At 44.3% G+C, this 19,862-nt stretch carries 10 protein-coding genes; 2 read left to right on the forward strand and 8 right to left on the reverse strand.

Annotated features, from left to right (window positions below; all coding sequences use genetic code 11):
• Nucleotides 1-527: 527 nt before the first annotated feature.
• The 6 genes from FAM09_RS27350 to FAM09_RS27375 all read right to left on the reverse strand — a co-directional run bounded on the left by FAM09_RS27350 (nucleotide 528) and on the right by FAM09_RS27375 (nucleotide 12,553).
• The gene (locus FAM09_RS27350; RefSeq protein WP_136580355.1) at nucleotides 528-2,978 is read right to left on the reverse strand and encodes a TonB-dependent receptor; all 2,451 of its coding nucleotides are present in this window, start codon (nucleotides 2,976-2,978) and stop codon (nucleotides 528-530) included.
• A 236-nt stretch (nucleotides 2,979-3,214) separates the two neighbouring features.
• The gene (locus tag FAM09_RS27355) at nucleotides 3,215-3,541 is read right to left on the reverse strand and encodes a hypothetical protein (protein ID WP_136580356.1); all 327 of its coding nucleotides are present in this window, start codon (nucleotides 3,539-3,541) and stop codon (nucleotides 3,215-3,217) included.
• Between the two features lie 159 nt (nucleotides 3,542-3,700).
• Nucleotides 3,701-6,133 carry an NHL domain-containing protein gene (locus tag FAM09_RS27360; protein ID WP_136580357.1) on the reverse strand — a complete coding sequence of 811 codons (2,433 nt, stop codon included), beginning with the start codon at nucleotides 6,131-6,133 and terminating at the stop codon, nucleotides 3,701-3,703.
• A 185-nt stretch (nucleotides 6,134-6,318) separates the two neighbouring features.
• A complete protein-coding gene (locus tag FAM09_RS27365) occupies nucleotides 6,319-8,745 on the reverse strand; it encodes an NHL domain-containing protein (RefSeq protein WP_136580358.1) in 2,427 nt (808 codons plus the stop codon).
• A 369-nt stretch (nucleotides 8,746-9,114) separates the two neighbouring features.
• Nucleotides 9,115-9,537: a hypothetical protein gene (locus FAM09_RS27370; RefSeq protein ID WP_136580359.1), complete on the reverse strand. Its 423-nt coding sequence runs from the start codon at nucleotides 9,535-9,537 to the stop codon at nucleotides 9,115-9,117.
• A gap of 934 nt (nucleotides 9,538-10,471) precedes the next feature.
• On the reverse strand, nucleotides 10,472-12,553 hold the full coding sequence (locus FAM09_RS27375) for a S9 family peptidase (RefSeq protein WP_136580360.1): 2,082 nt from the start codon (nucleotides 12,551-12,553) through the stop codon (nucleotides 10,472-10,474).
• Nucleotides 12,554-12,715: 162 nt separating this feature from the next.
• On the opposite strand from FAM09_RS27375, the gene FAM09_RS27380 reads away from it, so the two are divergent.
• The gene (locus FAM09_RS27380) at nucleotides 12,716-13,543 is read left to right on the forward strand and encodes a mechanosensitive ion channel family protein (RefSeq protein WP_243751793.1); all 828 of its coding nucleotides are present in this window, start codon (nucleotides 12,716-12,718) and stop codon (nucleotides 13,541-13,543) included.
• Nucleotides 13,544-13,615: 72 nt separating this feature from the next.
• On the opposite strand, the gene FAM09_RS27385 is transcribed toward FAM09_RS27380, so the two are convergent.
• A complete protein-coding gene (locus FAM09_RS27385; protein ID WP_136580361.1) occupies nucleotides 13,616-15,136 on the reverse strand; it encodes an FAD-dependent oxidoreductase in 1,521 nt (506 codons plus the stop codon).
• Between the two features lie 95 nt (nucleotides 15,137-15,231).
• Nucleotides 15,232-16,431: an NAD(P)/FAD-dependent oxidoreductase gene (locus FAM09_RS27390; protein ID WP_136580362.1), complete on the reverse strand. Its 1,200-nt coding sequence runs from the start codon at nucleotides 16,429-16,431 to the stop codon at nucleotides 15,232-15,234.
• Nucleotides 16,432-16,842: 411 nt separating this feature from the next.
• On the opposite strand from FAM09_RS27390, the gene FAM09_RS27395 reads away from it, so the two are divergent.
• Entirely contained in the window at nucleotides 16,843-19,860 is a 3,018-nt protein-coding gene (locus FAM09_RS27395) for an ATP-binding protein (RefSeq protein ID WP_136580363.1), read from the forward strand.
• Nucleotides 19,861-19,862 lie beyond the last annotated feature (2 nt).

The following is a 19,862-nucleotide window of genomic DNA, read 5'->3' on the forward strand; positions in this document are numbered from 1 at the left end:
CATGGTTTTCCAAAGTGTATTTCTGAACTATGAACAAAACAAGCTATGTTCCGTGCTAAAGCACAGACAGAATCAATTACATCAGCTACAAGTAGTGGAACTGCTTTTATGGATGGTATACAGCGCCTTTACACACTAATGCTATCAGGAAAAGGTCGCTAATAAAAACCGGGGAATAATGAGTCCGTCTCCTGGTCTACAGTTTTTTTTAGAATTGTTGGATTTCCTCTTACCTCACTAAAATCATTCCTATCTTTTTATTTCCAGAAAAAAATGTATATGATCAATTTATTTGTTGCCTTTCATTACAAGCATTATGCCATCCTTATTTTCAATTAAAAGTGATTCGCATATTCAACCGGTTGAAATTTACCTTATTAGTTTTTAATTACCGTCTGCAGCCTTATAAATGCCTGATAAGGTCACAGCATGTTATTTTTGAGTCAGGAATACACTATGCCAAAAAAAATTGGCCATCCACCAAACGTGAATGGCCATTGATCATTGCCTATCGAAACTTTCCCAACTTAATTCCATGTAAAGGTGAGCGGTACATTCAGCTTGATGCCAAAATTTCTACCCATATTAAATACACCGGTGCGACCAGTTACATTATTTACCGCCGCATATTTTAACCGGCTTAAATGATTTTGGTATGCCACATTGCCGAGGTTGTATGCTGTGAAGCGAAGACTGAAAAGCGTTTTTCCTTTGCTCACAAAGTCGCTGCCAATACCAGCATTGATCAACCAATAATCAGGCGTAGCTGTCTCAGTATCAAACCCGGTGAATGGGTGATCTTGTTTAAAAGTATAATCGCTTTCCAGGTTAATGTGCAGGTTGCGAAGCGATTTCCCCTTGGGAAGCAGGCTCACCGCCAGATCAGTGAACAGCCGGGCTGCAGGAATGAAAGGAATATTTTTTGTGCCATCCACTTCCCCGGTAAACTGTGCACGGGTAAATGAAAAAGCATTTCTGAAGTGTAACCAATCCAACGGATGGGGATGGATGTCAATCGCCAGTTCCGCCCCATATAAATTGGCGTCTTTCTGATCAAAGCGATACACATTCAATTCATCGCCGGTATCGGGATCGGTAAGAATGGAATCTGTGCCGGCGCCGTTCAGCACTTTTTCGTAAAAGATAAAATTATTGATATGATTATAGAACAAACTTGTTTCCAGAGAAACGTGTTCAGAGTTCAGTTCAAAACCACCATCTACCTGCAAACTGGTTTCTGATTTCAAATTATTAACGCCCACTTCGTACCGGTTGGTGCCTTCATGTGCACCATTGCTGGCCAGCTCGGCCAGGTTGGGCGCTCTGAAACCCCGGGCCACATTGAATTTAAGTGTAACCAGGTTGCTGGCTGCATAACTGAGGCCTGCACTGCCCGAGATATTTGAAAAGTTGCGGGAGAACCCGGCGAACTTAAGCTCGTTGTCGATATTCATCGGTTTGCCATGTACGTGACGGCTATCGAAACGAATACCACCCGTAAGCGACAATTTGTTTTTATTGTAATGCGTAAACACAAAGCCGCCGATATCGAACAGGTCATAGTCAGGGATGATCACTTCTTCGGCTTTGTTGGTATTGGTTTGCGACATGCCATTGACGCCAATAGTTGTTTTCCAATATTGGGTAGAAGGCAAATGCCAACGCACCGCATAATTAACGGTCTTTAAATTAAACCAGGCGTCGGGCGTGGCGGCCTCATCGGGATTGCCGAATTCCTGCCGCTGGTTTTGCTGATAGCCAAGTAGTACATCCAGGCTGCCTTTGCCCACCGCGAAGTTGTTGTCGGAAGAAATTTTAAAGTGGCGGATTTGCTGATAAGGAAGTTCAGGGGATATTTTATTGAAATCTGAATTAGTAGTTATGGCTTCTGCGCCGCCAGGCATTGCTTTGATGAAAGCGCCTGTTGCGCTGTCGCGATCTCCTTCCACCATACCAATGCGTTGATTAAAATTACTTACCAGTAAATGGCTATATCCCCAGGTGCCGCTGTAACCCAGCATGCCACCCACATTCTGGTTATAGAATTTGGAATTAAATACGCGGCCATCGTACTTATTCTTATAATCTTCAGCGCCTTTGTAAGAACCATAGGCATTAAAGCTGAATCCGTTTTTGGTACCGGCTACATCGCCATAAAAACCACGAAGCGCATTGTTGGTCTGGTATTCGCCCAAGGCGTTGGCGATTATATGCCCTTCGGCTACGGGCCGTTGGCTGATGATATTGATAACACCCGCCAGGGCATCGCTGCCGTACATTAAAGAAGCGGGACCTTTTAATACCTCTACGCGCTGAATGCTGTAATCGTCAATTTCAATCCCGTGTTCGTCGCCCCATTGCTGGCCTTCCTGGCGCATTCCATCATTAATGGTAACCACGCGGTTGTAACCCAGGCCACGAATAAATGGTTTTGAAATAGCCGGACCAGTTGATAAGCCGTTAACGCCAGGTACTGTTTTGGCGAGAGCATCGATGGCATTGGTTGCAGACACATTGAAGAGTTGTTCTTTCTTCAATACATCTACCGGTTGGCTCGATTGCCTGATGCGTGTAGCAGACGATACGCCGGTCACCGTCACTTCTTCATTTTCTACTACGGCTTCTTTTAGCACAAAATCTTTTTGGGTATCGCCGTTAACGGTTACTGTTTCTATAATGGTAGAATATCCGCGGTACGTGATCTCGATCAGGTATTTGCCGCCATTCAAATTGGCAATGCGGTACATACCTTTATCATCTGACATGGTCCCTTTCTTCAGGTCGTGTACGTAAATGCTGGCGCCCGGTAATGCCTCTCCGGTTTTAGCATCTGTTATTTTACCCGTTAGGACACCACCTGCTGGCGGAGGAACAGGTACAGGGGGAGGATTATTACCGGATGTAAGATCTTGTTGGCTATAGGTATATAAACTAATTAACAGGAATATAAATGTAAATATTGCATTTACAGATTTCATAAATGAATAATTTGAATGGCCTGCAAAGAGGCCTGGTTGGATTAAACTGGCTGATGTGGTTGTTTCCCTGGGGGGATAGTCGTGAATGGTGAATGATGAATAAGCCAGAAGCTAGTGGTAAATGGCTAGTGGGGTTTATAACTCGTTCGTGTTTTTGCCCTGCTCGCCGCTCGCTACTTACTACTCGCCTTGTCTTTTACTTCCTCATTTTTCATTTAACATTCCTCATTCTTCATTTAACTTAAAACAGGGGGAGCGCGAAGGGAGTGGAAATATTTATATACAGCCGGGATAGAAAAAACAGGAGCCGCGTATGGTTTGTTTACCGTAATTACCGGAGCCTGAATTGCAGGAACGGTTGTTTCAGTGAACGGCAGGTTGAAGTCGTTGATACAACCGCACGCAAATTGTATTTCCTGGCTTGAAATGGGTTTTGATGACGTTGTATGCTGATTGGCAGCGTGTAACCAGTTATGAAAAAACAAACTCATACCCATTTTCTGGCTGAACACGAGGATCAGCGCCAGGGTGGTAAGTTTTGTTATGATGCGGTTACCTGTCATCGGCTACAAAAGTATAAAAAAATGCAACATTATTACAAATTAATGTGCAAATGCCGAAAATGGCTTAGCGAGCGACGGCGGGTTTAGTATTTGATGATCTATAAAATAAAAGAAGGAGCCTGGTTCAGGACTCCTTCTTTATTATGAATATTGCGTTACTTATTGAACAAGCAGCTTATGCACCTGCTTATCCTTGTTAGCGAACACTGTCACAAAGTAAATGCCTTTTGGTAATTGGTGCAGCGGCAGGGTAGTGGTGAACGCCCCGTTTTGTTGCATGTCTTTTTGTTGGGTCGCAATTGTCTTTCCCCACATGTCTGTCAGCGTTATGGTTGTTTTTCCATTGAAGTTTCCTTGTACATAAACAGACACGCTTTCATGCGCGGGGTTAGGATACATTTTAGTTTTTATATCGGTAGTAATTGTTGTAACCGGGTTATTGGTGGCCATTCTCGCTGCGGGCGGAGGTGTGGTAGCATAGGTTACTTTACGTAATCTGTAATTACCCCAATCCCCGATATATAAATTACCGGCGGTATCCAAACAAACCGTGCTGGGATATTTTAGGCCAGCCCAGGTTGCAGGAATGTTATCACCATTATAGTTTGATGAACCGTTTCCTGCAATAGTGGTTATTATGCCGGTTGCAATGGTGACCTTTCGTACCCGGAAGCCAAGCTGACTGGCAAAAATTACATTGTCATCTTTATCTACCGTTATTCCCAGGGGAGTACTGATAGTGGCTGTAGTGGCCAGGCGGTTATCATAGTTGTAGCCAGCACTTCCGTGAACCCCGGCGAAAGTGGTAATAATGCCGGTTACGCCATCTACCCGGCGAATAAGACTATTATAACTATCAGAGATGTATATATTACCGGAACGGTCAACTGCAACACCAGCCGGTTTGTCCAATTTTGCTAACGTTGCCAGGCCGCTGTCGCCCGAGAGCCCGGCTATGCCGGAACCTGCCACGGTAGTGATAATACCGGTAGCGGCTGTTATTTTGCGGATGACATGGTTCTCTTTATCGGAAATATACAGGTTGCCAGCCTTATCAAGCGCCAATGCATTTGCCCGGTTAAACAGCGCGGAAGTTGCAGGTCCGCCATCTCCGCTATACCCATATTGAATTCCACCGGCCACGCGTGTAATGATACCAGTTGCTGTATTTACTTTACGCACCGCCATACCATTTTCTATAAAATAAAAATTGCCGCTTGTATCTGTCACCACACCGGTGGGGGCAACAATATTAGCGGCAGTAGCTGGTCCGCCATTGCCATGATTCAAACCCTGGTTACCCGTACCCGCTACGGTATTGATGATGCCGGTGGCCGCCTCGATGCGATAAATTTTATGATTGTGTAAATCCGACAGATAAATATTACCGGGTCTGTCAACCGAGATGTAAAAGGATTGGTAAAGCTGCGCCAGGGATGCAAGGCCGCCTATACCGCTGACGCCCCTGGAATAATTGCCGCAATGGTTAGAAATGATATTCGTTGCAGCTGTTATTTTTCGAATAACATGATGTTTGTAGTCATTGATGTACACGTTGCCTGCAGGGCTCACGAGCAGGTGACGGGGATCAGAAAAGGAGGCGTAAGACGCATCGCCACCATCGCCGGTAGTAGTGCCCGGGCCGTTACCGGCAATCGTATTTATGATACCGGTTGCAGCATTTATCTTTCGTATTCTGTTATTATCCGATAAGTACAGGTTACCGGCTGCATCTGTTGCAATGCCATAAGGACGATTGAACTGAGCTGCTAATGCCGGCCCGCCATCACCACCGAAACCCTGTGCGGTGCCCCTGCCTGCATACCTGGTAATGATACCGGTAGCGATTGTTACTTTTCTAATTACATTACCGGTATACTCTGCAAAATATAAATTACCTGCATTATCTGTGGTAAGTGCCGAAGCGCCTGCAAGATTTGCATTAATGGCCAGGCCGCCATCGCCTGAATTGCCGAGTGTGCCGGTACCGGCAACAGTAGTAATAATACCTGTTGCGGCGGTGATCTTCCTTATACGGTTTGTTTGTGTTAAATAAATATTGCCAAATGTATCAACGGTAAGGGCAGAACCGCCTTGTATCTGGGCGTTTATGGCCAGTCCGCCGTCACCACTAAAGCCATAAGTACCTGTTCCGGCAATGGTAGTAATGATGCCCGTAACCACATCAATTTTGCGAAGACTTCCGCTAAGGGAAAAATAAATATTTCCTGCCCGGTCACAGGTCATAGCGTTAACATAGCCTAACCCTGCAGTGAGGGCAGGGCCGCCATCACCTGATACAGTAACGCTTCCATTACCGGCATAGGTGCTGATGATGCCCGTTGCTGCTGAAACTTTTCGTATCCGGTAGTTAGCCATATCAAGAATATACAAATTTTCCGCTGCGTCGATCGCAACTCCTTCAGTAAGTGCGTCAGTAAGTGCGATACCTATTTCCGTAGCACGTTTACCGTCACCGATACTGCCACCGGCTAGCGTAGAAATTTTCTGGGCCGACAGTAAGTGTGAAATAAACAATAAAAGGAATGTGAAAAAATAACGGGAAGGAAGGCAAATGTAATTTTTGCTCATAGTAAAAGGTTTGATTAATGGTTTAAAAAAGTGAGCAAAAATATCAGTAAGGCTTATATCATGCAACAGTTGGTACGCATTTATTAAAAGCCCATATTTAGTCTGCTGCTAACCGTATTAGCATTAAAAAGAGGCTGTCTTTTTATTGTTGAGACAGCCTTTCATCTTTTTGTTTATTTTGTTGCTTATTGAATAACCAGTTTATGCACTTGTTTTGCCTGGTTGGCAAAGATCGTCACAAAGTAAATGCCTTTTGGTAATTGGTTGAGCGGCATGGTAGTGGTGAACGCCCCGTTTTGCTGAATTGTTTTTTGTTGCGTTATTATTGCCTTACCCCACATGTCTGTCAGCGTTATAATTGTTTTACCATTGAAATTTCCGGTTAATAAAACGGACACGCTTTCACGGGCGGGGTTAGGATAAACTTTTGTTTTTATTATGTTGGTTGTAATAGTGGATGCCGGGTTGTTAGTGATTAATCGCAGCGCCGGTATGGTATCGGCAGGCACGGTGTCATAGATGATCTTACGGATCCTGGAATTGGCAGATTCGCCGATGTATAAATTCCCGGCTTCATCGAAACAAACGGCGGTAGGGTTACTTACATTGGCCGTTGTTGCGGGAATGCTATCTCCATTGTACAGTGTGGTACCGGTACCTGCAATGGTGGTTATAATACCGGTAGCAATGGTGATCTTCCGCACCCGCGAGTTAAACTGATCGGCTAAAATTACGTTGCCGGCTGTATCTGTTGTTAACCCATAAGGATACCTGATCCGGGCTGCAGTGGCCAGGCCGCCATCGCCGCTGTAACCACCGGTTCCGGTGCCGGCAAAAGTGGTAATAATACCTGTTATGGCATCAACCCGGCGAATAACATTATTGGTATTGTCAGAGATGTAAATATTACCAGAATGGTCAACCGTAACACCAAATGGTTTGTTCAATGTTGCGGAAGTTGCCAGGCCGCCATCGCCTGAATACCCGGCCGTGCCGGTACCTGCAACGGTAGTGATTATACCGGTAGCGGCCGACACTTTACGGATAACGTTGTTATCTCTATCGGAGATAAACAGGTTACCGGCCAGGTCAAATGCTAAACCATTTGCCCGGTTAATTTTGGCGGAAGTGGCAGGGCCGCCGTCACCGCTATACCCATATTGAACTCCATTGCCAGCTACGGTTGAAATGATGCCGGTGGCTATATTTACTTTTCGCACTGCAATACCATTATCTAAAAAATAAAAATTACCAGTGGAATCAGTCGCTACCCCGGTAGGTGAAATAATATTAGCTGAGGTTGCGGGTCCGCCATTACCATGATTCAACCCCTGGTTTCCGGTGCCGGCTACCGTATTGATAAAGCCGTTTGCCGCATCGATGCGATAAACTTTATGATTGCTGTTATCGGTAAGATAAATATTATTGAGCTTGTCAACCGTTATGCTGTTGAACTGATAAAGTTGCGCATCTGCCACAGGACCGCCAATACCGCTGGTGCCCACCGTGTGATTGCCGCAATAAGTATTAATAATATTTGTGGCGCCTGTTACTTTACGAATAACATAATTATTGAAGTCGTGGATATACAGGTTGCCGGCGCGGCTGACGGTCAGGTACCGGGGATTTAGAAAAGTGGCTAATAACGCATGGCCGCCATCGCCGGTATAACCAGCACCATTACCTGCAACGGTTGTGATAATACCGGTAGCAGCTTTTACCATTCTTATTTTGTTGTTATCTGATAAGTACAGGTTGCCGGCTGCATCTGCTGCAATAGCATAGCTATAAGCCAACTGGGCCAAGGTGGCAGGTCCGCCATCACCACCTGAACCCGAAACACCCGTACCTGCATATGTAGTAATGATGCCGGTAGCCGCAGTAATTTTTCGAATAACATTATTGTTATTATCTGCTATATACAAATTGCCGGCGTCGTCGCATGTAATGGATTTGGGGCCTGCGAGCTGTGCATTGATGGCCAGGCCGCCATCACCGGTATAGCCTGCCGTTCCGTTGCCACAAATAGTATTAATAATACCGGTTGCGGCGGTGATCTTTCTTACCCGCTGAAAATCTGTAAAATAAATATTACCTGCCGTATCAATGGTAATAGAAGATGGACTTTGTACCCGGGCGTTTATGGCCAGGCCGCTATCGCCGCTAAAGCCACCCTGACCTGTTCCTGCTATTGTAGTAATGATGCCGGTGGCTGCATCAATTTTTCGAATGCGGCCGCTGGAAGTGAGATAAATATTTCCCAACAGGTCAATTCCCATGGCATTAGGAATTCCTAAACCTGCATTAAGCGCCAATCCACCATCGCCATTGATGACAAAATTTCCATCACCCGCAATGGTGCTGATGATGCCGGTTGCTACTGAAACTTTACGTACCCGGCGATTAATGTTATCAAGGATATACAGGTTGTCGGCCATATCGGTTACAACCCCGTTATTTGATACAATGCCAATAGTGGTGGCCGGTTTACCATCACCGATACTGCCACCAGCAACCGTAGTGATTATTTGAGCCGAAAGCAGGTGGGTTATCAATAATAAAAGGAGTGTGAAAATATACCGGGAGGTAAAGGAAAGGTAATGTTTAAGCATAGAGAAAAGGTTAATGGTTAAAAGGAAGCAAAAATAGACAATGTCCCAAACCGGGCAAGAGGTAGCAGGTGCTATTTGGTAACTGTGACAAATTGGGCTATAACTGCGTAGAAAAAGGTAATTAGTGTGCAGCACACCGTAATTTCCGAGGCGTTGCAGGGAAAGTGGCTGCCATTAAAAAACCCCCTCGGCTAAACCATGGGGGTTTTATATTTCGACATGTTTGGTGAGGCAGAAATAATTATGAAACTTTTGCAGACGAGGGGGGATCACAAAGACGAAAATGTACCTGCATCCTGCTCCCTGTAGGGCTTCACATTAAAATACTTACTCCATTGGACACACTTTTTATTATACCATCAACGCACATTAAACGCTTTCCCACATGGTATTTTCGGTGGCTATCACCTGCATGGTTCCGTTAGAGGACAGTGTTACATTTTTTAATGTGTACAAGCCGGGTTTGCAGTTTCCTGGAACTGTTAACCCATCAATGATTGCTTCAGCCGGTAAGCTGCCTCCGTCACCGGCGTTAACCTTTTCAACGATCTCAATTGATTGCATCGGACAGAAATAGAGAACCATTTTGCCGAAATTGCTTTCTAATCTTACCGGAGAAATGTTTGCTGTCACTGTTTCACCATGTGACAGTTTTTCTTCTTTCATTCTTTGTTGCAGCACATGCGGCTGAGAATAAGAAGTAATAACTACCGGTGTTGATTTTTCTGTCTCAGCTGGTTTGCCCTTTGCACCAAAGAGATTGCTGAAAAGGGAGGTGTGTTCTTTTTTCATATCTCTTAAATTTTTAGTTAACTAAAAACAATACTAAAGAGGTTCATCTTATACGAGCGTATAATCTGGCTTAATAACTTATTGTTCCGATCTAAACAGTAAATAGGATACAGCGATGTACAATTCGTCTTTCTTCGGATCTGTTAGCGGTGTTAAAAAGGTTCTGCTACATATTATCGGCTAAATAGGGTAGAGCTAAAAAGAGGATAATATGATACCCAATGATTCTTCTGAAAAGTCTACTAATAAGACAGCGTTTACCTGTGATTTGCTGCTTGTGTGAAATGAATGAAAGGCATGCAAAAAGGTATGCTGATACAAGCTATGCTTTTCTCCGGATGGTTCTCAAAATGGCGGTGATCAAAGTTCGTGTGTCGTAAATTCATCAATTGATCCGGTACCTGTTGTGAAGTTGTTCGAATGCTAAATCCCCACTTTGCAAACGCACTGGTTGTGTGCATACTTTCTTATTAAAAAAGATCAAAAATTATGCCGGCAAACTATCCCTCGTTGCTTCTGCTATCTTCCTTCTTCTTTTATGATATCCTTAATCGATGTTATTATTTACAATGGCCGCAAGCAGTTTGTTGTTGGCGCTTCACTTCTTCCCATATACGGTAAATAGCTGTTATGGGTTGGGCTGTTATACTGCCCCGGTACGCACAGTGAAAGTAATGTCATACATGCGTGGTGCATTATTAATAACGCATGTATCATTTGGCCTTAACAAAACAATTGCTGAAAGCGATACAAACTATATCCTTTCTGCTGATAGCAATCGGAAGTTTTACAGCTAACCTAATTTAATCATTTTTTCTGGTATAGTAATGCACATGCCCGGATTAAAATTTAATTTTTACATAAAATCCCAACGGATCAATTCGTCAATAAAAAATGGGCTTTCCTTACAGTAGTTTTTGCAGGTGATGGTGGCTTATTCTACAGGAATATTTTCTTCTTTTTCGCCAAAGACGTATTTGTTAAACCACTGCCAATTGTGCCATATGGCTGCCAAACGTTCTTTGGGTTTGTTAATGCCATGCCCGAACCCTTTGTAAACAATTAAACGGGACGGCACTTTTCTGTCCTGCAGGCCGCGGTACAATTCATAAGCGTTGGGAATGGGAACGCGTTTATCGAATTCGCCATGTTGTATGAGCGTTGGCGTGCTGGCCTGGTTAATATTTGTCATGGGGGAGGTTTTGAGATAGATCTCCATGTCGTTCCAGGGCGTATTCTGCAGGTATTCGCGGGTAAACGGCGTTATATCGGTATTAACATAATAAGTAACCCAGTTGGAAATGCCTGCACCCACCGAGATCGCCTTAAAAATATGGGTATTGGTGGTAAGAAAGGCAGAAATGTATCCACCCTGGCTCCAGCCCATAGCGCCCATTTTTGAAGTATCGATCATTCCCCTGCTGTTTAAATAGTCTACACCGCTCACCACATCCCACATATCGCCCACGCCGAGGTTGCGCACATTGAGGGAACGGAATTTTTCGCCGTAGCCGGCACTGCCCCGGTAATTGACCCGTAATACGAGCGCGCCCTTTTCAACCCATTGCATAATGGGATAAACATAGGTGGCTGTAGGGTCGGGAATGTCGATGCCGGTGGGACCGCCATGGATCACAATCAGCAACGGATATTTCTTTTGGGGATTATAATTGGCTGGTTTTACCAAAATGCCTTCAATGGAGGAGCCGTCTTTGCTTTTCCATTGAATAATTTCATTCACCGGCGTATTCCAGTTGGCAATTTGTGCGGTGCTGTTGGTGATCTTCTTTAAAGGCAGTTTAAATGAACCCGTGAACGATCCGGTATACACATCACTCAGTTCAGCATAGTTCCGGGCAGTGAGTACGATCTTATCGGTGTTCTTGCTAAAAGAGATATTCATGGTAAGATCGTACGGGAGATCAACCATTTTTGTTTTACCTGTTTTAACATCAACGGTATATAATCTTTGTTTTGTTTTTTCCAGTGCGGCCAGGAACAAGCCATGATTGTTCCAATCTACAACATACCGTTGTTCATCAATATCGGTGGCAATTTCCCGGCTGGTTTTCGCAGGTATATCATATATGAACAAGCGATTGTTTTTGTAATAATCTGAAATACTGTCATTAACGGAGCTTTGATAAATAAATGATTTTCCATCGGGGCTCCAGCGGGCAATGTAATCACCGGTGGGATGGCTTACCAGGGCATCTGTTTTTTTAGTGGCCACGGTCAACAGCATGATGTCGGCAGTAATACCGGAAAGGATCAGCGGGTTGATCTGTTTGTTAAAAAGGATCTGTTTTCCGTCGGGGCTCCAGGCAAAATTGGTCACCGTAAAGTTGCCATCAGTGAGCTTTTTTGAAACCGGTAAAGCAATGCAATCCGTTTTCGCGGTAGAATCTTTTTTGGTGCTGTCTTTTTTGCTGTCGTAACAAGGAAGTTGACCGGCCAATACAATAGAATCGTAATTAAAATTGAGCAACCACAAATGCCGGTGTTTGTATGCTGACCCTTCTACTTCATAGGCTCCATAACGGTCTTTTAGCGTTTTATCCTTTTTGCTATCCGGTTCCGTCTTTATCAAAGCGATCTGGTTTCCGGCCGGGTTCCATTCATAGCTGTTAACACCATCTTCTTCCTTTGTAACAGGCAGGGCTTCGCCGCCATATACAGAAATAATATATAACTGGGTTTTATCGCCCCGGTCGGCCAGGAAGCTTACAAACCGGTTATCTGGCGTAAACCGGGCGGCAAAACTGCTTCCTTTGGCCGTACGCGTGAGTTGTACCGGCGCTTCTCCGTCGCGGCTCATCCACAGCTCTGCATCGTAGGAGTTATTGGCCCAGTCGGTAGTGTTGATCGAATACACGATCGTTCTGCCATCAGGGGAGATCAATGGGGCCGACACGCTTTTCAGGCTTAACCATTTTTCAAAAGATACTGAAGCGCCTTTTTGTGCAAAGACCGTAGTTGATGAAAACAAAGCCAGGAAGAAGATGAGGCGAAACATAATAATGGTGGTTTTTTTAAATGTACAAAGAAAGAATGTTGTGGGAAGGGCAGAAAGTGATAAGTGGGGTCATGTTTCCCCAATACGGCGATTATCCTGCGCTGTTTTTATAATTGGCCAGGCCAGTTTCCGGGTGGCATTGATTTACTGTCACTAACAGGTATGAATCAAATGATATCCGCTATGGAAAAATGGATCGTCCTGATAAAAGAGAAACTACAATCCTGGCTGGAAACTTTTATTACGATGCTTCCCAACCTGGTATTGGCCATCCTGATATTTATCGCATTCTTTTTCGTGGCCAGGCTCCTGCGAAAGGTCATCAATAAGCTGTTACTTAGAATTACCAATAAGCCTTCCATCAGTGGTCTTTTCAGCAGTATATTTTTTTTACTCATTCTGTTTGTGGGGCTTTTTATAAGCCTGCAATTACTGCATCTTGAGAAAACTATTTCATCATTGCTGGCAGGCGCCGGTATCATCGGGCTGGCATTGGGTTTTGCTTTCCAGGACTTAACATCAAATTTTATTTCAGGTGTATTTATCATATTCAGAAAGCCATTCGATGTGGGTAATATTATCGATACCAACGGATTTACCGGTATTGTGGAAGAAATACAATTGCGCTCTACCACTATACGCACTTTTCAGGGCCTGCACATTATGTTACCGAATAAAGACATCTTTCAAAAGCCGATCACCAATTACTCGCTGAGCGGTAAACGGCGCATAGATGTGGCGCTGAACCTGCCTGGAAAATCGAATGTAAATGAAGCCGAGCAACGCATAAGAGCAGCGCTGGAAATTATGCCCGAAGTAAAAAAAGATAAGTTCGAAATCCTGTTCACCGATTATAATGGCGACGTGATAAAAATGGAAGTGCATTGCTGGATTGACAATACCATTGAGATGGACTTTAATAACAGGCGGGATAAAATTTTGCGGCAGATACATCTGGCCATTACACCGCATGAAGAAGTTCATGCTTAATAAGAACGAGCCGCAGGCCACCAGTTGGGGCAAATCGTTTTCTGTATTTGCTTGCAGCGGTAGCTTGCATTTTTATAGTTTGATCTTTTGCAGGTCCATATCGGCCGGGCCTGTCAGCACTTTTCCATTGAAATCGTACCGGGCGCCGTGACAGGGGCATTCCCAGCATTTTTCAGCGAGGCTCCACGATACCGTGCATTTTAAATGGGTGCAACGCGGGTTCAGCGAATGTAATTCGCCGGCTTCATCTTTATACAGAGCGATGATATGGCCTTCCACATGAACAACCTTTCCTTCTCCCGGCGCAATGTCGGCCAGCGCGTGTATTTTTTCTTTCGTAAAGAACCCGGTTATCAGTTGTTTTGCAACATCTACATTCTCTTTAACAAAATTGGTAAAGCCTGCAATTGGTTTTAACCTGTTCGGATTGAACAGTTGGATATTGGGGTTCTCTTTATTCAACACGATATCGGTTAGCGTACGGGCAGCCACTGTACTATAGGTGATACCGTTACCGCCAAATCCCGTAGCCACCAGAATTTTTCCCGGTTGTCCGGGCAGGTGGCCAATATAAGGAAGCCCATCGGCCGGTTCAAAATATTGCGACGACCACCGGTATGCTATCTCCTTTACATTATTGAAATTGGAACGAATATGACTTTCCAGTTTGGTAAAGGGCATCATGGTATTATCTGCATGGGCTGTTTTATGATCTTCGCCGCCGATAATAAGATATTGTTCGCCATCTATCACCTGGGTCCTGTAATAGTGGTACGGATCGTACATATCGTACGTAAGGCCGGCCGGGTATTTGTCATCAGTTAAACGAACAGCCATGGCATAGGAGCGGTAGGGCGCACAGCGAAGGTGCAATAAGTTTACACCGGGCGGGATATGTGTTGTATAGATCAGCCATGAAGCGCGCACATCACCTGCTTCGGTTTTAACCACGAGCGGATCTGTATTGTCTGTATCCATCACCCGGCAATTTTGCACAATGGTACCACCGGCTTCTTCATATGCTTTTGCCAATGCCATTACATAGCGCACCGGGTGAAATTTAGCCTGGTTCTTTATTTCCAGCGCCTTTTCAAATTGTATCGGCAACGGAATACCATCGGTATACGATACGAAAACCCCTGCCTCCATGGTAGCTTTCCTTATTTCTTCCAGTTCCTGCGTTTGTTTTTCGTTCTGTGAGAACAAAAAGCCGGTTGCTTCTTCAAAGTTACAATCTATCTGGTACCGGGCTATATTGGCCTGAACCGTGTTGATAGACTCGCGTGCAGCGCGCGCAACCAGCGCGGCTTTTTCTTCGTCGAAATTTTTAGCAATGGTTGTATACGGAGTGTCCAGCAATGTGTTGAGGTGCGCCGTAGTGCCGCCGGTTGTACCAAAACACAATGTATGGGCTTCTATCAACACACAACGTAAACCAGCCTGTTGTAAAAGCAGGGCTGTACTTACTCCTGTAATACCGCCGCCTGCTATTACCACATCATACGTTTGATCAGCAGATAAGTTTCGGGTAGGAATGAAAGGTTCCGCTGTATTTTGCCAAAGACTTATGTTGGCGCCGTCCCTTGCTATCATAACGATCATTTACGTAAACACTGCAAATTTCATCCTGCAGTTTCGGATGTAGAAAAAGAATAATATGCAGGGAAAAAATTCCCCGGTCAGTGTTATTACCGGTCAAAACCAAATAACCGGGCGTTGTTGTCCTGTTTACCTGAGATCAGATTGGCAATGATCTGCCCTGCAATGAGGCTGAAGGTAATACCATTGCCACCCAGGCCGAGTGCGAAATAGGTATGCGGTTTACCCGGCAAACAACCGATGTAAGGCAGGCCGTCTTTGGTAGAAGCGAATGAACCCGCCCATTTAAAATCGGTTCTAAAATGTATGGAAGGAAATAGTTTGTTAAACGCACGCTCCAGTGCTTTTGCTTTGGCAGGAAGGGCTTTGTCGCGCCTGATGGGATCAGAAAAATCATCGTCTTTTCCGCCAACCAGAATGCGGTTGTCTTCTGTTGTGCGAAGGTATAAATAAGGACGGGCAGTTTCCCAGATCAGCGCATTATGATACCAGTGATGATTGGTAGTGTAAGGCTCGCTGATGATAGCATAGGTAGACTGCAGCGTTTGCACTTTCTGGGGTATATAGCGGGCCGATTCATAGCCGCAGGCAATGACCAGCTTGCGTGCTTTTATCTTTTTCCCCTGATCTGTTATCAATTCAACATTGCGTTTATTTTCTTTGAAATTGCTGATAGTTGTATGATCGTATACTTCGAGCCCCTTTTGCCTGCAATGGTGCAACAGCGCATGCGTGAGGCCGTATGCTTTCACTTCGGCGGCATCGCGGGAGAGAATGGCGTCATCTTTTTCAAAACCAAACTTGTTTTTAATGGCAGTATGATCGAGCCATTGCACCGCTATGCCGTACTGCTTGCGGAGTTCATATTCTTTTTTTAACAGGGGAACGTCTTTTTTATAGGAAGCATATTGCAGACTGGGTCGCCGGGTGAAAGAAACTTCCGGCCAATCACCACAAATTTTTTCAAGGTCTTCAATGGCTTTCAGGCAAAGCAAATAACTGCTTACCGCGTCGTACTCGCCGCATTTTGTTATCAGCTCCGAAAGCGGCGTGTCTATTTCATATTGCAACAGGGCGGTACTGGCGGCTGTACTGCCCATGCCAACATGCCGTTTATCTACGATCACTGTTTTAAAGCCGGCATCACAAAGATGCCAGGCCGCCAATGCACCACTAATGCCGGCGCCCATAATCACAACATCGGTACTGATATCTTTTAACAACGAAGGGTAGGAGTGGATAAGGCCTTTATCAAGAAGCCAGAAGGGAAAGTCTGATCTGAGGTCCATATATTACTGATTGATGAACGTGAATAGTGAATACAGCTTCAAGCTCAAGCTGCAAGCCCCAAGCCAAAAGCAATACCGTTACACGCTTTACACCGCTATCCAATTCAGCAGGCTGTATTTTATTTTCATATTAGCAAATTAGCTTATTAGAACATTGACCTTCCGGTGGCATATCATTTGAAATTATGGGGTTATGGTACGCCCTATAAACGGACAATACATAGCTAAAAGCATTATGTTTTCAATTGCTAAGTTTGATCGGGCGGTTATTGGAGGTACATCTTACCAAAGAAAAAAGCAGTTACCGCGATTATTGTAAAGATCGAAATTGAGAAACTTATTGCTCAAGCTGAGGCGGAACTTTGAACACCAGCATTTGGAAAAACACTTGGTTAATATCATGATTCCAACATGAATAAAAATATTACAATAGAAAGTCAGCTTGATTTTTTATCAGGAGGCGGGGAAATGGGCGAACGGATTCGCAGATTTGACTGGACAACAACCCCGTTAGGCGATCCTGAAACCTGGGAACAAAGTTTAAAGACCTGTGTACGTATCATACTTACTTCAGCCCAACCAATGTTTATTTGGTGGGGGCCTTCCCGCATTAATATCTATAACGACAGCTATGCGCAGTTCATGGGAAAAAAGCACCCGGCCGGTTTAGGGGCAAAAGCAGAAGAGTTATGGAAAGAGATCTGGGAGCCGCTGGTGCCCAGAATAGAAAGTGTAGAACGTAATGAAGGCACCTACGACGATTCTTTTTTCCTTATCATGGAGCGTAAAGGTTACCAGGAAGAAGTGTATGTATCGTTTTGTTATAGTCCTGCATCGGGTGATGATGGAAAGGTAAAAGGTCTTTTTTGCGTTTGTTCAGAAACTACCGAAAGGATCATTAATGAAAGATCATTGCACACTTTACGCGATCTGGGAGCGGTTGTTTATGATGAAAAATCGCTTGATGATATTTACCTGAACGTAGTGGAAGCGCTGGGAAAAAATGATAAGGATTTTCCTTATGCCATTATTTATAAAACAGAAAATAAGGGAAGTGATGCCATCGCAGTTGCCTCAACAGATAAGAATAACAGACAATATATTTTACCCGGAATCATTGATATGGAACATCCGACAATTATTACCAGTGATTTTTGCCGGGCGTATAATTCAAATAAGATAATTGTTACAGAGGTAAAAAAGCCAACCAATGATATTCCCAAAGGTTTTTGGAAAACGGCGGCTTCCCGGTTTATCTATATTCCAATAAGCGCTGCCGGCAGTAACCATCCCTATGCCATTCTTTTTGCGGCACTTAATCCATACAGGGAGTTTGATGAAGCCTACCTGCAGTTTTGCGAGCACATTGGGCAAAGGATCTCCCTGGAGATAAACAAAATGCTGGCACTGGGCGAAGAACGGAAGCGGGTGGAAGCGTTAGAGCAAATTGACAAGGCAAAAACTGTATTCTTCAGTAATATCAGTCATGAATTCAGAACGCCGCTTACCTTAATACTGAATCCATTGGAAGAACTGCTGAATCAACAAACCAGCACCCTGTCTCCTGAAGAGCGACAGAATATTGAAACGTCGCACCGCAATGCCGTGCGATTGTTGAAGCTCGTCAATACCTTGCTCGATTTCAGTCGTATTGAATCGGGACGGCAGCAGGCAAGTTATGCGCCTACTGATATCGTACAGTTTACTAAAAACCTGGCTTCCAATTTCCGGTCGGTCATTGAAAAAGCAGGTTTGCAATTGATCATAAAAGCCAGTGCTTCCATTAAACCTGTATATCTCGACCGGTCGATGTGGGAGAAAATAGTTTTTAATCTTTTGTCCAATGCATTTAAATATACACTTACCGGCAGCATTACAGTAGAACTTGGTGCAGAAGATAAATTTGCTGTGTTACAGGTAAAGGATACCGGTGTTGGCATACCGAAAGAGGAGTTGCCGCATATGTTCGAGCGGTTCCACCGGGTACAAAATGTAACGGGAAGAACTTTTGAAGGTACAGGTATCGGTTTATCTTTGATAAAAGAATTGGTGTTATTACATGCAGGAGAGATCGGTGTTGAGAGTGAGCTGAATAAAGGGAGCGTTTTTACTGTCAGGATCCCGTTTGGCAAGGAACATCTTCCACAAAAGCAAATAACAACCGGCAGCGAGGAAAGGCTAACTTCAAGCATGTACGTAGAAGAAGCCGGAACGTTACTGGTGACAAACAAAGTAACTGAAGCTGTAAAAACGCCCGAAAAGGGAGACCTGCCATTGGTGTTGGTTGTGGATGATAATGCAGACATGCGGGAACACATTCAGTTGGTGCTGCTGAAACATTTTAATGTGATCACGGCTACCAATGGCCTGGATGCTTTACAAAAAGTGAATGAGCAAATGCCGGCGCTTGTTGTAAGCGATATCATGATGCCGGTAATGGATGGCATTGGTTTACTGAAAGCAATGAAATTAAACAAAGCTACCGCGCATATACCTGTTATGTTGCTTACCGCCCGTGCCGGCGAAGAATCAAGGATTGAAGGGTGGGAGACAGGTGCTGATGATTACCTCACAAAGCCATTTTCTTCTAAAGAACTGATCTCGCGGATCTCCTCTCAAATTAAAACACAACAAATAAGGACCGAAGCGTTAACAGATGTTATAGAACAAAAGAAACATTCCAGGACGCTGGAAGAAAAGAACAAGGAGCTCAGGAAAATGAACGATGAATTAAGCTCCTTTGCTTATGTGAGCAGCCATGACCTGCAGGAGCCTTTGCGCAAGATCCAGATGTTCAGTAAACGTATTATGGAAAAGGAAGTACATGTATTGAGCGAAGAAGGAAAAAACTTTTTTTTGCGCATGGACAATGCTGCCAAACGGATGCAACTTCTCATCAATGATCTGCTTACCTATTCCCGTACCAATACCTCGCAAAAGCATTTTGAAAGAACCAATTTAAACGAACTGATAGCAGAAGTAAAACAGGAATTGTACGAAAAAATTATGGCTACCGGCACCATTATAGAAAGTGAACAACTGCCCGAACTATCGCTCATACCTTTTCAGTTCAAGCAATTGTTTACAAATCTTATTGCAAACTCCATCAAATTTGCCCGTACCGATGTGCAGCCGCATATTACAATAAAGTGTGCCCAGGTTAATGCCTCACAGATCGATGAGCATATCAGCAATAAAGAAAAAAAATACTGGCGTTTTTCCGTTGCTGATAATGGCACCGGGTTCGATCCGAAATACAATGAACAGATCTTTGGCTTGTTCCAGCGGCTGCATGGCAGGAAGGAATATGAAGGAACAGGCATAGGGCTGGCCATTGCCAAGAAAGTGATAGAAAACCATAATGGCTTCATTACCGCCGAGGGAAAGGAAGATGAAGGGGCAACGATCCATATTTATTTGCCGGTGTAAGG

This window comes from Niastella caeni, from assembly GCF_004834005.1.
GTDB classification, from domain to species: domain Bacteria; phylum Bacteroidota; class Bacteroidia; order Chitinophagales; family Chitinophagaceae; genus Niastella; species Niastella caeni.